The sequence below is a fragment of the Micromonospora radicis genome (assembly GCF_003583405.1).
Taxonomy (GTDB): Bacteria; Actinomycetota; Actinomycetes; order Mycobacteriales; family Micromonosporaceae; genus Micromonospora; species Micromonospora radicis.
Genome location: NZ_QXEC01000049.1, coordinates 1 through 15244 on the forward strand (window position 1 = coordinate 1; position 15244 = coordinate 15244).

The window sequence follows — 15244 nt, forward strand, 5'->3', positions numbered from 1 at the left end:
CCCCCCCCCCTCCCCCCCCCCCCCCCTCCCCCCCCCCCCACCCCCCGGAGGCCGGTTGATCATGAAGTTGTTGTCTCGACACGCCGGTCGCGGCGGCAATAACTTCATGATCAACGACGCGAGACGAGGGAGGGGGAGGGAGGGGAGGGGGTGTGCAGGTGAGGGGTTAGGCGGTGGTGGTGGCCAGGTGGGCCTTGACCTGGGTGATCGAGGGGTTGGTGAGGGCGCTGCCGTCGGCGAACCGGAGCGTGGGTACGGTCTGGTTGCCGCCGTTGACGCTCATCACGAACTCCGCGGCCGCCGGATCCTGCTCGATGTCGACCACCTGGTAGGCGATCCCCTCCCGATCGAGCTGCGACTTCAGCCGATGGCAGTAGCCGCACCAGGGGGTCGAGTACATCGTCAGCATGGGTGTGATCCTCCAACGTCGGGCCCGGCTACTTGTTGATCAGGGCACAGGCTATCCGCTGCAACGTCCGGGGCAGCTGAGACAATTCCCCGTTGTGGTGGTCGACTCCGCGTCCGAACGCGTACTCGCCGGGCTGGATCCAGAGCAACGCTCGGCGGTGACCGCACCCGCCGGGCCGGTCTGCGTACTGGCTGGCGCCGGCACCGGCAAGACCCGGGCGGTGACGTCGCGGATCGCGCACCGGGCGTTGACCGGTGAGATCACGTCCCGGCACGTGCTCGCGGTCACCTTCACCGCCCGGGCCGCCGCCGAACTGCGCCACCGGCTCGCGCAGCTCGGTGTGGCCGGCGTCCAGGCGCGGACCTTCCACGCCGCCGCACTGCGCCAGGTGCGCTACTTCGCCCCCCGGCTACTCGCCGGGCGGGCCATGCCCGAACTGCTGGACAGCAAGGTCCGGCTGGTCACCCTCGCCGCCGCCCGAGCCGGTCTGCGGGCCGACCGGACGGCCGCCCGGGACCTCGCCGGTGAGATCGAGTGGGCCAAGTCGTCCCTGGTCGAGCCGGGGGAGTACGTGGTGGCCGCGGCCAAGGCGTTGCGGGAGACGCCGCACGAGCCGGCGAAGGTCGCCGAGGTCTTCGCCGCGTACGAGAAACTCAAGCGCTCCGGCGGGGTGATCGACTTCGAGGACGTGCTGCGCGCCGCGGTCTGGGGCATCGAGGAGCACCCGGATGTCGCCGAGCAGGTCCGTAGCCAGTATCGGCACTTCGTCGTCGACGAGTACCAGGACGTCAACCCGTTGCAGCAGCGGCTGCTGGACGCCTGGCTGGGCGGTCGGGACGACGTGACCGTGGTCGGCGACGCCAGCCAGACGATCTACTCGTTCACCGGTGCCACGTCGTCGTACCTGGTCGACTTCCCGCGTCGCCACCGGGGCGCCACGGTCGTTCGGCTGGTCCGCGACTATCGCTCCACCCCGCAGGTGGTCGGGCTGGCCAACGCGGTCATCTCGCAGGCGCGCGGCACCGAGGCGCGGCTGCGGCTGGAACTGGTCGGTCAACGCCCGCCCGGCCCCACACCGGAGCTGCGGATCTTCACCGACGAGCCGGCTGAAGCGAGCGCGGTGGCCGCGCGCTGCCGGGTCCTGGTCGACGCCGGTACGCCGGCCCGCGAGATCGCCGTGCTGTTCCGTACCAACGCGCAGTCCGAGGCGTACGAGAAGGCGCTGGCCGAGGCGGGCGTGCCGTACGTGGTGCAGGGGGCGGAACGCTTCTTCGAGCGGCCCGAGGTGCGGCAGGCGATGGTGGCGCTGCGCGCGGCCACCCGGTCGATCCCCGGGGAGACGCCGTTGCCGGCGGCGGTGGTCGAGGCGCTCGCCGCCGTCGGGTGGGCGCCCGACGTGCCCCCTGCCGGTGGGGCCGCCCGCGAGCGCTGGGAGGCGCTCGCCGCGCTGGTCCAGCTCGCCGAGGAGTACGCGGCCACGCCGCAGTTGCTGCCGTTGGGCGCGGCGGCCACGGTCGAGCGTCCGGTCACCCTGGCCGACTTCACCGACGAGTTGGCCCGCCGGGCGGCACAGCAGCACGTGCCGACCGTCGAGGGCGTCACGTTGGCCTCGCTGCACTCGGCCAAGGGCCTGGAGTGGGACGCGGTGTTCCTGGTCGGGCTGGCCGAGGGCACCCTGCCCACCACGTACGCGCGCACCGCCGAGCAGGTCGAGGAGGAGCGCCGGCTGCTCTATGTCGGGATCACCCGGGCCCGCGAGTGGCTCTGGCTGTCGTACGCCTCGGCGCGCTCACCGGGTGGGCGGGCCCGCCGCCCGTGCCGTTTCCTGCCCCAGCTGTCGCCGTCCGGTACCGCGGAGCGGGCTGCCGGTACCCGCCCGGCGCCGGGCGCCCCACGGCGGGCCAACCGGATCGTCTCCTGTCGGATCTGCGGCACCACCCTGCTCGCCGGGCCGGACCGCAAGCTCGGCCGCTGCGCTACCTGTCCCTCCGACATCGACGACGAGCTGCACGAGCGGTTGCGCGAGTGGCGGTCCCGGGTGGCGGCGGGGCAGAAGGTGCCCGCCTACGTCGTCTTCACCGACGCGACCCTGGTGGCGCTGGCCGAACGGCGCCCGGGGCGGGCCGAGGAACTGGTCGCGATCGCCGGCATCGGGCCCCGCAAACTCGGCCTGTACGGGGAGGCGGTACTGGCCCTGGTGCGGGGCGCGGCGGTCGACGAAATCTGCCCGCAGAAAACTTTCTGAATCTGGCCGTTAATTCGTTTGCCCTCGCCCCGTCGGCAGGCATAGCCTCAGGACACACCTCGCCAAGGGGCCCTGTTCGGGCTGCTCACGGGGTGTGTGTCCGAGTCGAGCACGAGTGAACGTCAAGGAGGTGGTCCCGATGGAGAGCTACATCTACCAGCGTCCGACGGTGCTGCCCGTTGCCGTCGCTCCGCTGTCGGCTGCCCCGACCGTCACCGTGGCCCCGCTGTCGGCCAGCCGGGTGACCGTCGCGGCCACGCGACCGTGGACTCCGCAGGTGCACCAGGTCGAGGTTCAGGCCGAGCTGATCCTCGCACCAGCGCCGAACGGCATCCAGGGGACCAGTGGCTTCACGGGCAAGGGCGTCGATGGCGCCAAGAAGCGGATGGACGTCCGCGGTGTTCCACCTCGAGGTAGACCGGTCTGATCTACAGACCACCGGCTCACCTCGAGGCCGCGGAACCCGCATACCGGGATCCGCGGCCTCAGTTCTTTTTGCACCGCCGAAGTACGTCGGAACAGCGATCCACGAGATCGAAGTGAGAGAGAGGTGACCGGGCGATGAGTCTGGCGTTGGCCCCACTCGACGTGAGCGTCGAGGTGGAGGCGAACCTGCCCTGCCGGAAGTTCGACCCCGACCTGTGGTTCTCCGACTCACCCACCGAGCTGGAACTGGCCAAGTCGCTCTGCGGAGACTGCCCGCTGCGCGTCGAGTGCCTCTCCGGCGCGGTCGAGCGGGCCGAGCCGTGGGGCGTCTGGGGTGGCGAGATCTTCGAGCGTGGCGCGGTCGTCCCGCGTAAGCGGCCCCGGGGCCGTCCGCGCAAGGAGGACCTGGCCCGCGACGCCGCGCTGCGGGTCGAGGCCGAGGCGCGACTGGCGGCCAACGGCCTCGCCACGCGCAGTGCCGTCCGGCTGGCTGCCTGACATGTTCCCGAACCAGACCGACCTCGCCGGTGTCGCACCGGCCGCGAGAAAGCTGACCACCATGCTGAACCTGCCGAACGGAATCACCGAGATGCACCTACTCCACGAAGCGTTGTCGAGGGCTCGAATGCTCCGGCCTCAGGCCGGTCGCACCACCACGAGCACTGAGGCAACCCGATCCGCCCGTACCGTCGCGATGGCCGGCCGCAGCCGGTCGGCCCGCGAGCTGGGCGCCCTGTAGGACCACCACCGAAACGGCGGGCGGGAACGTGAGTTCCCGCCCGCCGTCGTGGTCTGTGCTCAGCTGACCGGGGCGAAGCCCGGCAGCCAGCGTTCCAGGATGCCGCGGTACGGCGCCTTGGCCTCCAGTTGGCACAGCACCCCGATCGACCCGAGGGTCACCCGGTGGATCAGCAGGTACGACGGCGGCAGGTTGAGCTGGCGGCTGAACTGGTAGGCCGGTGAACGCGGACTGGCCAGCCGGGTGGCCTCGGCGCGCAGCCAGGCCCGGCTGAACCGGAACTCGTCGGCGGCGATCGGGTCCAGCATCGGGCGCAGGAAGTCCAGCAGCGCCTGGGCGTCGACCGGTTCGGCGGTGGCGACGAAACCTTCGGCCCGCAGCCCGGCCATCACCTCCTCGGCGTCGCCCCGCAGAGCCAACCCGGCGATCCGCCCGATCGGCTCCGGGGTGCCCTCCGGCATCCGGGCCACCGCACCGAAGTCGATCACTCCGAGCCGGCCATCGGCGAGTATCCGGAAGTTGCCCGGATGCGGATCGGCGTGCAGCAGTCCGGCTCGTGCCGGTGCGGAGAGGTGCAGGGTGGCCATCAGCCGGCCGGCCTCGTCCCGCTCCGGCTCGCTGCCCTCCCGGATGATCTCGGCCAGCGGCCGGCCCTCGACCCACTCGGTGACCAGTACGCGGGGCGAGGCGGAGAAGACCGCGGGCACGAAGATCTCCGGATCGTCGGCGTACGCGGCGGCGAAGGCCCGCTGCGACTCCGCCTCCAGTTCGTAGTCCAACTCCTCGGCGATCCGTTCCCGGAGCTCGGCCAGGAGCGGCTTGATGTCCAGCCCCGGTTGGATGGCCCGGAACATGCCACCCAGCCGGGAGAGCTGCTTGAGGTCGCCGAGCAGCGCGTCGCCGGCCCCCGGGTACTGGATCTTGACGGCCGCGTCCCGGCCGGTGCCGTCCGGCATCCGCCACACCGCGCGGTGCACCTGACCGATGCTGGCCGCCGCGGCGGGCGTGTCGTCGAAGGTCACGAACCGCTCCCGCCAGGCCGGGCCCAGCTGCTCGGCCAGCACCTTGTGCACGCTCGCCGCCGGCAGCGGCGGCGCGGCCTCCTGCAGCTTGGTCAGGGCCTGCCGGTAGGGCGCGGCGATCTCCTCCGGCAGGGCCGCCTCGAAGACCGAGAGCGCCTGCCCGAACTTCATCGCCCCACCCTTGAGCTGACCGAGGACGCTGAACAGCTGCTCGGCCGTACGCTGCTGGATCTCCGCCGAGATCACGTCGGAGGCGAGCCCGGTGACACGCTTTCCCATGCCGAGGACGGTCCGACCGGCGAAGCCGAGCGGCAGAGCGGCGAGCTTGGCGGTACGGGACACGGCCCGGCGCGGGATGTCGGTCACCTCGCCATTGTTACCGACTCGGCGGGCCCGCTGCTGCCGTGCGGCCGGGCTGCCCACCTGACATCCGACGGCGTCCGCAGCCGCAGCGGGGGTGCGGCGGCCACCGGCGGCGCCGGACGTTGCCCGGTGCCACCACCTCGATCGCCCCGCCGAGGGTCTCCGGGGTACCGCCGTCCAACTGGCTCAACACCTCGCTCACCGCGTAGGCGGTCGCCGCGAGCAGGGTGCCCGCGGCGCAGGTCGACCCGGACGGGCCACCGGCGAGCTGGGCGGCGAGCGCCGGCCAGTCGGGATCCCGGTCGGTGCGGTGCAGGTCGAGACAGCCAAGACAGGGCCCGGCCGGCGGGCGGACCAGCGGCCCGACCACCGGTACGCCCTCCCGGATGTCGACCAGCAGGTGTGGCTGCCGCCGTTGGGCGTGGCCGGCGGCCAGCAGTGCGGCGGGCCGGTCGACGCCGAGCTGGATCACGAGGTCGGGCCGGGGCCGGCGCAGCGGGCCGGTGGCGGTGCCCGGTGCCGCCCGGGCCACTAACGCCTGGACCGTCCGGCCGAGCGGACGCCCGATCTCCTCGGCTGGGATTCCGGTGCCGACCAGGTCCACCGGCCGGACCGGGCCGGGCAGGGCGGGGTGCACGTGGCCGACTCCGGCCTGGGCCAGTGCGACGGCGATGGCGGCGCCGCACGGGCCGACACCGGTGACCGTCACCCGGGCCGCCAGTCGACGCCGGAGTACCTGTGCGGGAGTTCCCGGCAACCGGTCGGCGGCAAGCGCCAACGCGTCGGCCTCCGCGGCGAGTTGGGTCCGGCGGGGCCCGGCGAGATCCCGGGGCCACAGCGTGTGCGCCGGCACCACCAGACCGGCCGCGCGCAGGGCGTCGAGCAGGGCATGCGCGTGTTCAGGGCGGACACCGTCGCCGGTCACACCGGTCAGCACCTGCCGCTCGCTGTGGGCGCCGTCGAGCAGGTCGAGCAGCCGGACGGCCCGCGGGTCAGCGATCTCGACCAGGACGGCTCGCTCTGCGCCGAGCCCGAGTTGCAGGGTGTGCCGGTCGCGCCAGAGCCGGGTGAGACCGGGCAGCAGGGTCGGGCGAGGGGACGGGGTAGGCAGCGACATGGATACGAATAGTGAGCGAATCCCTGCTGTCCGTCGATCGTTGTCCACAGGTGGGCAGCCCCAGATCCAGCGTTGTCCACAGGATCAGGCGAGATATCCACAACCTGCCGGTAACCGAGTCGGTTGGCCGACAGTCAGCGGATACGCGAACGGGGGTGGCCCGGCCGGCCACCCCCGTTCGCGGTACGCGAAGGTCAGACCTTCGCCTTGCCCAGGATGCGGTTCACTGTTGTGCCGCACACCGGACACTTGCCCTTGGCCATGTTCATGCCGGTCTTCGAGACCTCGACGCGGCCTTCGAAATCCCGCTTCTCCTTGCACTTGACGCAGTAACCGTTGTAGCTCTGGGCCTGGTCGGCCACGGTGCCCTCCTCGTCTCGTCCGCCGGGTCGATACCGGTCCGGCGGTTTCCCGGCGGCGGTCGCTCTCCGCGCCCGGCGCTGGGGTCTTTCCCGCGGCCACCCACGTGACCGCTGGTTGGCGGACCCTACCCAGGTGTGGGCAGTTCCATGTCAGCTGCGCATTGCCACTGTGAGCAAGGCGACGTCGAGAGTGTGCACGCCGAATCGGGTCAGATCAGTCAGTTTGGCGGGGACACGCCGACTGAGGGCCCGCAAACCCGCTGGTCGCGGTCACGTGCGGGGCTGATCCCCCGGCTGTCGGCCCGATCCGATGATCACTTACCGTGGTGGCGGAGCCGGCGTGACGCCTCGACGGCCACCACGAAGGGTGATCGTGACGCGGGCGGCCCACCCCGGCAGGATTTTTTTCGGGACTCCTGGCGACCAATCCCCATTTTCCGGGCGCGTGTCGAGGGTTGACCCTTGCGGACCCCTGGTCGCGACGGATTACCGTGCCATCGTGACAGCAAACCGAGGCTGCGCGGTCCACTGATGGCTGGGCCGCGGAAGCCGGTCGTCGAGGTACGGCGCAGCCAGCGCCGGCGACGTACGGTGTCCGCCTACCGCGACGGTGAACGCGTCGTCGTCCTCATCCCGGACCAGTTCTCCCGGGCCGAGGAGAGCGAGTGGGTCGACCGGATGCTCGCCCGGCTCGCCGCCCGAGAGGGCCGCCTGACCCGCTCCGACGCGGAACTGCTGGCCCGAGCCGGCCGGCTGATCAACCTGTTCCTGACCGAGTACGGCGATCAGGCGCTACCGGCGAGCGTCCGTTGGGTGAACAACCAGAACGGCCGGTGGGGATCGTGCACCCCCGCGGACCGTTCCATCCGGCTGTCGGACCGGCTCCAGGAGATGCCCGACTGGGTGATCGACTACGTGCTGCTGCACGAACTCGTCCACCTCATCGTGCCCAGCCACAACGCCCAGTTCTGGGCCCTGGTCGGCCGGTACTCGAAGACCGAGCGCGCCCGCGGCTACCTGGAAGGGGTCGCCGCCGTCTCCGGCGCACCCTGAATCGCCCCGGCCGCCGCTGTTGGACGGCCGCCCGGTGGCGGGCGGCAGCCGTGCCGGGTCGCACGGCCCCGGCGTAGGGTCAGGGGATGGCCCGACGTGTGGTGGTGGCGCTGCTCGCGCCCGTCGTCTGGGCGCCGCCCGGCCTCGATCTGGTGGACTGGCGTAGGGCGCTCGCCGAAGACGTGGTGGATCTGCTCGCCACGCTCAACGAGGTGGACACCGCGGTGGCGGTCACCCCGACCGACCGCTGGCTCGCCGACGCGGTGATCTGGCCGGGCACCAGCGTCTACGAGGTGTCCGAGCCGACCCCGAACGCGGTCTTCGCCACGCTCCCCGCCAGTTCCAGTTCCAGTGCCAGTGCCAGTGCCGGTGCCAGTGCCAGTGCCAGTGCCGGTCCGGCCCGGGACGACGTGGCGGGGCCGGATGACGATCGTCCGGACGACCGCGGGTACGAGCAGGCGGCAGTGGTCGCCGGAGACGCCCCCGACCTGCCCGGGCTCACCATCGGCAAGCTGCTGCGCCCGCTGACCAGCCGGCCGGTGGCGGTCGCTCCGGTCGAGGGCGGCTCCGGGTTGCTGGGCGCCGCCGCTCGGTTGCCCGTACCCTCCTGGCTGCCGTCGCTGGATCTGGACGCCGCGGTGCCCGCCGCCGTGCGCGCGGTGGCGCCCCGCCCGGGTGACCTGGCGGTCACGCCGTCCTGGCACCGGCTGCGCGGCCCGGCGGACCTGGCCCGGCTCGACCCGGCCCTCGGCGGCTGGGAGAACACCCGCGCCCTGCTGTCCGGCGCCGGCCGGCCCGGCAGCGCCTGAACACGAACTGGCCCGGCTCGGCGTGACGAACGCCGCCTGGCGTGACACCAGCCAGCGTGACTGACGGACTCTCGATCCGGGATCGAGTGGATTCAGAGACACCGCGAAGCCACTCGATCCCGGATCGAGCGTGATCTTCACGACCGTGGGCTCGGGTCAGCGCAGGACCGGGGCTTTGACCGGGTCGACCACCACCGGGCTGCATCGGCGGCGGGATCCCGCGCAGGACCAGCCGCCGCCGACAACGACAGCAACGGTGGGCGGGGATCCCGCGCAGGACCAGCCGCCGCCGAGAACGACAGCGACGGTGGGCGGGGATCCCGCGCAGGGGCGGCGGCGCGGACGCGGTGCCCGTGGTCAGGACGGGGCGCCGCCACCCTTGGGGTCGTCGTCCCGGCGGTCCTGCTCGCCCGGCGACTTCTCCTCCGGACCGCCGGGGGCGGTGAAGTCGAAGTTCTCCAGCTCCGTCATCAGGTCGACGTCGGCCATGGCGAAGGCCACCGGGTCGGCGAAGTCGTCGTCGGAGGGCAGCAGGTCGGGGTGACCCCACAGGGCGTCCCGGCCGGCGATGCCCCGGTGCTCGGTGAGCGCCGCCCAGAGCGCGGCGGCCTCGCGCAGCCGCCGGGGCCGCAACTCCAGCCCGACCAGCGCGGCGAAGGTCTGCTCGGCCGGCCCACCGGCGGCCCGGCGCCGGCGGAACGCCTCGCCCAACGCCACCACGTTCGGCAGCCGGCCGGCCGCGGCGCCGTCGACCACGTGGCAGACCCAGCCCTCGACCAGGGCGAGAGCGGTCTCCAGCCGGGCCAGGGAGGCCTTCTGCGCCGGGCTGTCCTCCGGCGTGAAGATCCCTTCCAGCGCGATCGCCTGCATCGACTCCGGGTCGGTCGGGTCGACCCGGCCCATCGCCTCCTCGATCGCCTCCCGGTTGACCCGGATGCCCGCCGCGTACGTCTCCACCGCGTTGAGCACGTGCCCACGAAGCCACGGCACGTGCTCGAACAGCCGTTGGTGCGCCGCCTCACGCAGCGCCACGTAGAGGCGGACCTCGTCCTCGGGCAGCTCGAGGCCCTCGCCGTAGCCCCGGATGTTGGCCGGGATCAGCGCGGCGGTCCCGGCCGGGCCGAGCGGCAGGCCGATGTCGCCGACGGAGAGCACCTCGGCGGCGAGCGAGCCGAGCGCCTGGCCGAGCTGACCGCCGAAGAGGGCGCCACCGAGGGTGGCGACCATCGACTGCATCGGCCCGAGTTGGGCGCGCGCCTCCGGCGGCACCAGGTCGCCCATCGCGCCGACCATCCGGCTGGCCACCGGGTCGCAGAGCTTGCGCCAGACGTCGAGGGTCTTGAAGATCCACTCGTTGCGGTTCCAGGCCACCGTGGTCTTGATGCCGGAGGGCAGCGCGGAGGCCGGTTCCAGCCAGAGGTCCGCGATGCGCAGCGCCTCCTCGACGGCGTTGCGTTCGTATGGCGAGACCGCCGGGTCGCCCGCCGCGGCGAGCTGGCTGGCCGCGACCTGCCGGGCCAGGTCCCAGTTGACCGGCCCGCTGCCCGGCGCGGAGAGCAGGTGCTGCAACTGCGACATGAACTGCTGCATCTGCGCGGGGTCGTTGGGGTCGGGCGGCTGCCCACCCGGGAGCGCGAAACCGAACGGAATATCAGGCACGACGTCTACGGTACGCGCGCCGCGCCCCAGGTCGCCCGCGCCGCGGTTGCGCTGAGGGCGAAGTCGTGGTCGTGCCGGACGGGCGTCATCGCCCGGATCGGTACGCTCTGCGGCATGAGACGTCGCGGCGTGACCGTACTGCTCGGTGCTCTGCTCACCGCTCTGCTCAGCATCGGGGTGCTCGGCGCGCCCGTACCGTACGTGGTGCTCGGCCCCGGTCCGACCGTCGACACCCTCGGCCAGGAGGACGGCAAGGAGGTCATCCAGGTCACCGGGCGGGAGACCTCGACCTCCGCCGGCCAGCTCCGGTTGACCACGGTGGGGGTGCAGCCCAGCGTCAAGCTGCGCTCGGCCATCCAGGGCTGGTTCGCCGACGACCAGGCGGTGGTGCCGCGCGAGTTGGTCTACCCGCCGGGGGAGAGCAGGGAGCAGGTCGAACAGCGCAACGCCGAGGACTTCCAGGTCTCCCAGACCAGCGCCGAGACGGCCGCGCTGCGCAAACTCGGGTACGAGGTGCAGGTGGTGGTCAGGTCGGTCGCCGCCGACGGCCCGGCGGCCGGGGTGCTCAAGGAGGGCGATGTGATCACCTCGGTGGACGGCGAGCCGGTGCCGCTGGCCGCGCGGCTGACCGAACTGATCCGGGCGAAGCCCGCCGGCACGGCGCTCCGGATCGGTTACACCCGGGACGGCGCGGCGGACACCGCCACGATCACCAGCCGGGAGTTGGACGGCCGGCCGCGCATCGGCGTCGACATCGGGCAGCAGCAGCCGCACCCGTTCACCCTCTCCTTCGACCTGAAGGACATCGGTGGCCCGAGCGCCGGTCTGATGTTCGCCCTCGGCATCATCGACAAGTTGACCCCGGAGGATCTCACCGGCGGGCGGGTCATCGCCGGCACCGGCACGATCGACGACGCCGGTCAGGTCGGCCCGATCGGCGGCATCCCGCAGAAGCTGGTCGGTGCGAAGAAGGCCGGCGCGACGGTCTTCCTGGTGCCGGCGGCGAACTGTGCCGAGGCGCTGCGCAACCGCCAGCCCGACCTGCCGTTGGTGAAGGTGGGCTCGCTCGACGAGGCGTTGACGGCGCTGGAGACGCTCCGCTCCGGAGGCGAGCCGACGCACTGCTGACCGCGCTGTGGATCCGTACCGCGGAACCGGCGTAGGGGCGGTGCTCCGGCGCCCGCAACGGGACTGACCGAGCCGGTTGGCGGGCCGCCGTCGGCGGGTACGACGTGACCACGCGCGGACGCATTCAGAAACACCCCGTACTCTGGGTGCCTGGTCGGTGCCGATCATATCGAGCGTGCGGAGCCAACAGTGGTCATGCGTAGTAGCAGCCCCCTGCCGAGGATGAGCCGACGCGGACGCGTCACGGTCGGTGTCCTGGTCGGGGTGTTCATCCTGTTCACCCTGCTCGGCTGGGGGGTGCAGGCGTGGACGGACTGGCTCTGGTTCAGCGAGGTCGACTACACCCAGGTCTTCACCGGGGTGCTCGTCACCCGGCTGCTGCTCTTCCTGGCCGCCGCCGTGGGCATGGCGGCGATCGTCGGCGGCAACCTCTGGCTCGCGCAACGGCTGCGCCCGCGGATCCGACCGCACTCTCCGGAGCAGGCCACGCTGGAGCGCTACCGGATGCTGCTGAACCCCCGGCTCGGCTGGTGGATCACGCTGGCCGCGGTGACCGTGGGCCTGTTCGCCGGCCTCTCCGCGCAGAGCCGCTGGAGCCAGTGGCTGCTCTTCCGTAACGGCGGCAACTTCGGCATCGACGACCCGGAGTTCGGCGTCGACCTCGGCTTCTACGTGTTCCAGCTGCCGTTCTGGCGGTTCCTGCTCGGGCTCGGCTTCACCGCTGTGGTGCTGGCGCTGATCGGCGCGCTGGCCGTGCACTACCTCTTCGGCGGGGTGCGCCTACAGGGTGTCGGCGACCGGATGAGCAACGCGGCCCGCGCCCACCTGAGTTCGCTGGTCGCGGTCTTCGTCCTGCTCAAAGCGGTCGCCTACGTGCTGGACCGGCGCTCGATGCTGCTTGAGTACAACGACGGGGTGGGCGTCTACGGCGCCGGGTACGCCGACATCAACGCGCTGCTGCCGGCCAAGGAGATCCTCGCGTACATCTCCGTGGTGGTGGCGATCGCGATCATCGTCTTCTCCAACGCCTGGATGCGGAACCTGGTCTGGCCGGGCATCTCGCTGGCCCTGCTCGGTGTCTCCGCGGTGGCGATCGGCGGCATCTACCCCTGGGCGGTGCAGACCTTCGAGGTCAAGCCGAGCGCCCGGGACAAGGAGGCGCCGTACATCGAGCGCAGCATCGAGGCCACCCGGGCCTCGTTCGGGATGGACATCGCGCAGCACTCGGCGTACGCGGCCAGCAACCTGAACCCGCCGGAGAGCCTGGCCACCGACACCTCGGTGGTGCCGAACGCCCGGCTGCTCGACCCGCAGCTGGTCAGCGAGACCTACACCCAGTTGCAGCAGGTCCGTGGCTTCTACGACTTCGGGCCGAAGCTTGACATCGACCGGTACACGATCGACGGGAACACCCAGGACTACGTGGTCGGCGTACGTGAGATCAACTACGGCGAGCTGACCGCTCAGCAGAGCAACTGGATCAACCGGCACACCGTCTACACCCACGGGTACGGGGTGGTGGCCGCCCCGGCCAACCGGGTGGTCTGCGGTGGCCAGCCGTTCTTCGTCTCCGGCTTCCTCGGCGAGCGGTCGCAGGAGTCCTGCTCCTCGCCCGCCGACCTGATCCCGGCCAACCAGCCCCGGATCTACTACGGCGAGCGGATGCAGGACGGCGACTACGCCATCGTCGGCAAGCCCAACCCGGACGCCAACCCGGCCGAGTTCGACCGGCCGGCCGGCGAGAGCGGCGAGGGGCGCGAGTCGTACTACACCTACAGCGGTGAGGGCGGCGTCGAGATCGGCTCGTTCACCCGGCGGCTGCTCTACGCGATCAAGGAGCAGGAGGCGAACTTCCTGCTCTCCGAGGCGGTGAACGACAACTCCAAGCTGCTCTACGTGCGTAACCCCCGGGACCGGGTGGAGAAGGTCGCGCCCTTCCTCACCCTGGACGGTGACCCGTACCCGGCGATCGTCGACGGCCGGGTGCTCTGGATCGTTGACGGTTACACCACCTCCGCCACCTACCCGTACGCCGAGCGGGTCAACCTCCAGCAGGAGACCACCGACGAGCTGACCGGCCGGGGCACCATCCAGCTGGCCCGGGAGAACGTCAACTACATCCGCAACTCGGTCAAGGCGACCGTGGACGCGTACGACGGCACGGTCACCCTCTACGAGTTCGACGAGAACGACCCGGTGCTCAAGGCGTGGAACAAGGCGTTCGGCGGGGACCTGGTCACCCCGCGCGCGGAGATCCCGCCATCGCTGGTCGAGCACTTCCGCTACCCGGCGGACCTGTTCAAGGTGCAGCGCAACCTGCTGACCCGGTTCCACGTCACCAGCCCCGGTGACTTCTACTCCGGGCAGGACTTCTGGCAGGTGCCGAACGTGCCGGACGCACCGGACAGCGGGGTGAAGCAGCCGCCGTACTACCTCTACACCCAGCTGCCCGGGCAGGACGCGCCGACCTTCCAGCTGACCAGCGCGGTCACCCCGAACGGCCGACAGAACCTGGCCGCGTTGATCTCCGCGTCGTACCAGGACGGGCAGCCGAGGTTGCAGGTGCTGGAGTTGCCCGACCAGACCCGGATCTCCGGTCCGGTGCAGGTGCACCAGCAGATGACCAACAACGCCAACATCCGGCAGCAGCTGAACCTGCTCTCCTCGAACCAGGCTCAGGTGCAGTACGGCAACCTGCTCTCCCTGCCGTTCGGCAACGGGATGCTCTACGTCGAGCCGGTCTACGTGAAGAGCAACCAGACCGACGCGTACCCGCTGCTGCAGAAGGTGCTGATGTCGTACGGTGACGGCGGCTCGTTCGTGGTGCTGGCCGACAACCCGGCCGACGGCATCAAGCAGCTCGTCGAGCAGGGCAAGCGGGCGGCCGCCGGCAACCCGCCGCCGGCCACCGAGGAGCCGCCGGCCGACGGTGAGGAGCCGTCGCCCAGCCCGTCGGCCACCCCGTCTCCCGGTACCGCACCGCCGCTCACCGGTGAACTGGCGGTGGCCGCCGACCGGGTACAGGCCGCGATCACCGAGGTGCGGGCCGCGCAGACGTCCGGCGACTTCGAGCGGTACGGCCGTGCGCTGAAGGAACTGGACGACGCGCTGACCGCCTTCCAGCAGGCACAGCAGGCGGCGAGCGGGAACGGCGCGCAGGCACCGGCGCCGACGGGTACCCCGTCACCGAACGGCTGACGTACGACCGGTGAGGGCCCGCGGCCCGGCGATCAGTCGCTGCCGCGGGCCCTTCCGGCTGTCCGGCCCCGCTGGCCCTGCCCGGCGAACTGTTCGATGCCGCCGCCGGGTCGGGCACCCGGCATTCGGTGGGTCGTTTTGCGGCGGCGTGGGTCGGTGCGCTACGGTGGATCTACCGACGCGGGGTGGAGCAGCTCGGTAGCTCGCTGGGCTCATAACCCAGAGGTCGCAGGTTCAAATCCTGTCCCCGCTACGATCACCGAACGACCCCGGACCCCGTCCGGGGTCGTTCGCTTTCCCCGCCCCATCCCCACGCCGCACCCCCTCGCGTGCCGCCCCCCACGTGCCGCGGCGGCGCCGTGCGCCGCACATGCCGCACCCCACGCCCCTCGCCCGCCCGTTACCTCCTCCGTGCGCCGCGCATGCCGCCCCCCACGCCCCCAAGCGCCGCACCCCTACGCGTCGCGGCGGCGCCATGCGCCGACCATGCAGTTGTGGTCGTGGATTGATGGCGGAATGCATCTTTTGTGGCGACAGTAACTCCATGATCGCGGCGGCGGGCGACAGTAATTCCATGATCGACGGGGCGACGGGGCGACGGGGCGGCGGGGCGACGGGGCGACGGGGCGACGGGGCGACGGGGCGGCGGGCGGCGGGGCGACGGGTGGCGGTGCGGTGGGGCGGTGGGTGGTGGGTGGTGGGGGACGTGGTGAG

12 protein-coding genes and 1 tRNA gene are annotated in these 15244 nt (G+C 71.8%); 8 read left to right on the forward strand and 5 right to left on the reverse strand.

The genetic code is table 11. The features are described from left to right. Positions 1-166: 166 nt before the first annotated feature. Positions 167-409, reverse strand: a complete 243-nt coding sequence (locus D2L64_RS26490; protein ID WP_119579925.1) for a mycoredoxin — start codon at positions 407-409, stop codon at positions 167-169. Positions 410-503: 94 nt separating this feature from the next. Between D2L64_RS26490 and D2L64_RS26495 the strand changes: the two genes are divergently transcribed. From D2L64_RS26495 to D2L64_RS26505, 3 genes are all read left to right on the forward strand, one after another. Beyond that, positions 504-2654, forward strand: a complete 2151-nt coding sequence (locus tag D2L64_RS26495) for an ATP-dependent DNA helicase UvrD2 (protein WP_119579926.1) — start codon at positions 504-506, stop codon at positions 2652-2654. 139 nt (positions 2655-2793) lie between these two features. Continuing rightward, positions 2794-3081, forward strand: coding sequence for a hypothetical protein (locus D2L64_RS26500; protein WP_119579935.1), 288 nt, complete (start codon positions 2794-2796; stop codon positions 3079-3081). Positions 3082-3215: 134 nt separating this feature from the next. Further along, the gene (locus tag D2L64_RS26505; protein ID WP_119579927.1) at positions 3216-3578 is read left to right on the forward strand and encodes a WhiB family transcriptional regulator; all 363 of its coding nucleotides are present in this window, start codon (positions 3216-3218) and stop codon (positions 3576-3578) included. A gap of 300 nt (positions 3579-3878) precedes the next feature. Here D2L64_RS26505 and D2L64_RS26515 read toward each other — a convergent pair whose 3' ends face one another. The 3 genes from D2L64_RS26515 to D2L64_RS27715 all read right to left on the reverse strand — a co-directional run bounded on the left by D2L64_RS26515 (position 3879) and on the right by D2L64_RS27715 (position 6683). Beyond that, entirely contained in the window at positions 3879-5207 is a 1329-nt protein-coding gene (locus tag D2L64_RS26515) for an ABC1 kinase family protein (RefSeq protein WP_119579936.1), read from the reverse strand. Positions 5208-5217: 10 nt separating this feature from the next. After that, positions 5218-6321, reverse strand: a complete 1104-nt coding sequence (locus D2L64_RS26520; RefSeq protein ID WP_119579929.1) for a TOMM precursor leader peptide-binding protein — start codon at positions 6319-6321, stop codon at positions 5218-5220. Between the two features lie 194 nt (positions 6322-6515). Beyond that, entirely contained in the window at positions 6516-6683 is a 168-nt protein-coding gene (locus D2L64_RS27715) for a DUF5679 domain-containing protein (RefSeq protein WP_199714804.1), read from the reverse strand. Between the two features lie 531 nt (positions 6684-7214). On the opposite strand from D2L64_RS27715, the gene D2L64_RS26525 reads away from it, so the two are divergent. Further along, complete coding sequence (locus D2L64_RS26525) at positions 7215-7736, forward strand: M48 metallopeptidase family protein (RefSeq protein WP_119579930.1); 522 nt, start codon at positions 7215-7217, stop codon at positions 7734-7736. Positions 7737-7822: 86 nt separating this feature from the next. Then, positions 7823-8545: a hypothetical protein gene (locus D2L64_RS26530; RefSeq protein WP_119579931.1), complete on the forward strand. Its 723-nt coding sequence runs from the start codon at positions 7823-7825 to the stop codon at positions 8543-8545. Positions 8546-8902: 357 nt separating this feature from the next. Here the strand turns inward: D2L64_RS26530 and D2L64_RS26535 are convergent, their stop codons facing one another. Continuing rightward, positions 8903-10204, reverse strand: a complete 1302-nt coding sequence (locus tag D2L64_RS26535; protein ID WP_199714805.1) for a zinc-dependent metalloprotease — start codon at positions 10202-10204, stop codon at positions 8903-8905. 114 nt (positions 10205-10318) lie between these two features. Between D2L64_RS26535 and D2L64_RS26540 the strand changes: the two genes are divergently transcribed. From D2L64_RS26540 to D2L64_RS26550, 3 genes are all read left to right on the forward strand, one after another. Then, positions 10319-11332 carry a YlbL family protein gene (locus tag D2L64_RS26540; protein ID WP_199714806.1) on the forward strand — a complete coding sequence of 338 codons (1014 nt, stop codon included), beginning with the start codon at positions 10319-10321 and terminating at the stop codon, positions 11330-11332. A 195-nt stretch (positions 11333-11527) separates the two neighbouring features. Further along, positions 11528-14530, forward strand: a complete 3003-nt coding sequence (locus tag D2L64_RS26545; protein ID WP_199714807.1) for a UPF0182 family membrane protein — start codon at positions 11528-11530, stop codon at positions 14528-14530. 179 nt (positions 14531-14709) lie between these two features. Then, a tRNA-Met gene (locus tag D2L64_RS26550) sits at positions 14710-14783 on the forward strand. The last annotated feature ends 461 nt before the right edge of the window (positions 14784-15244 follow it).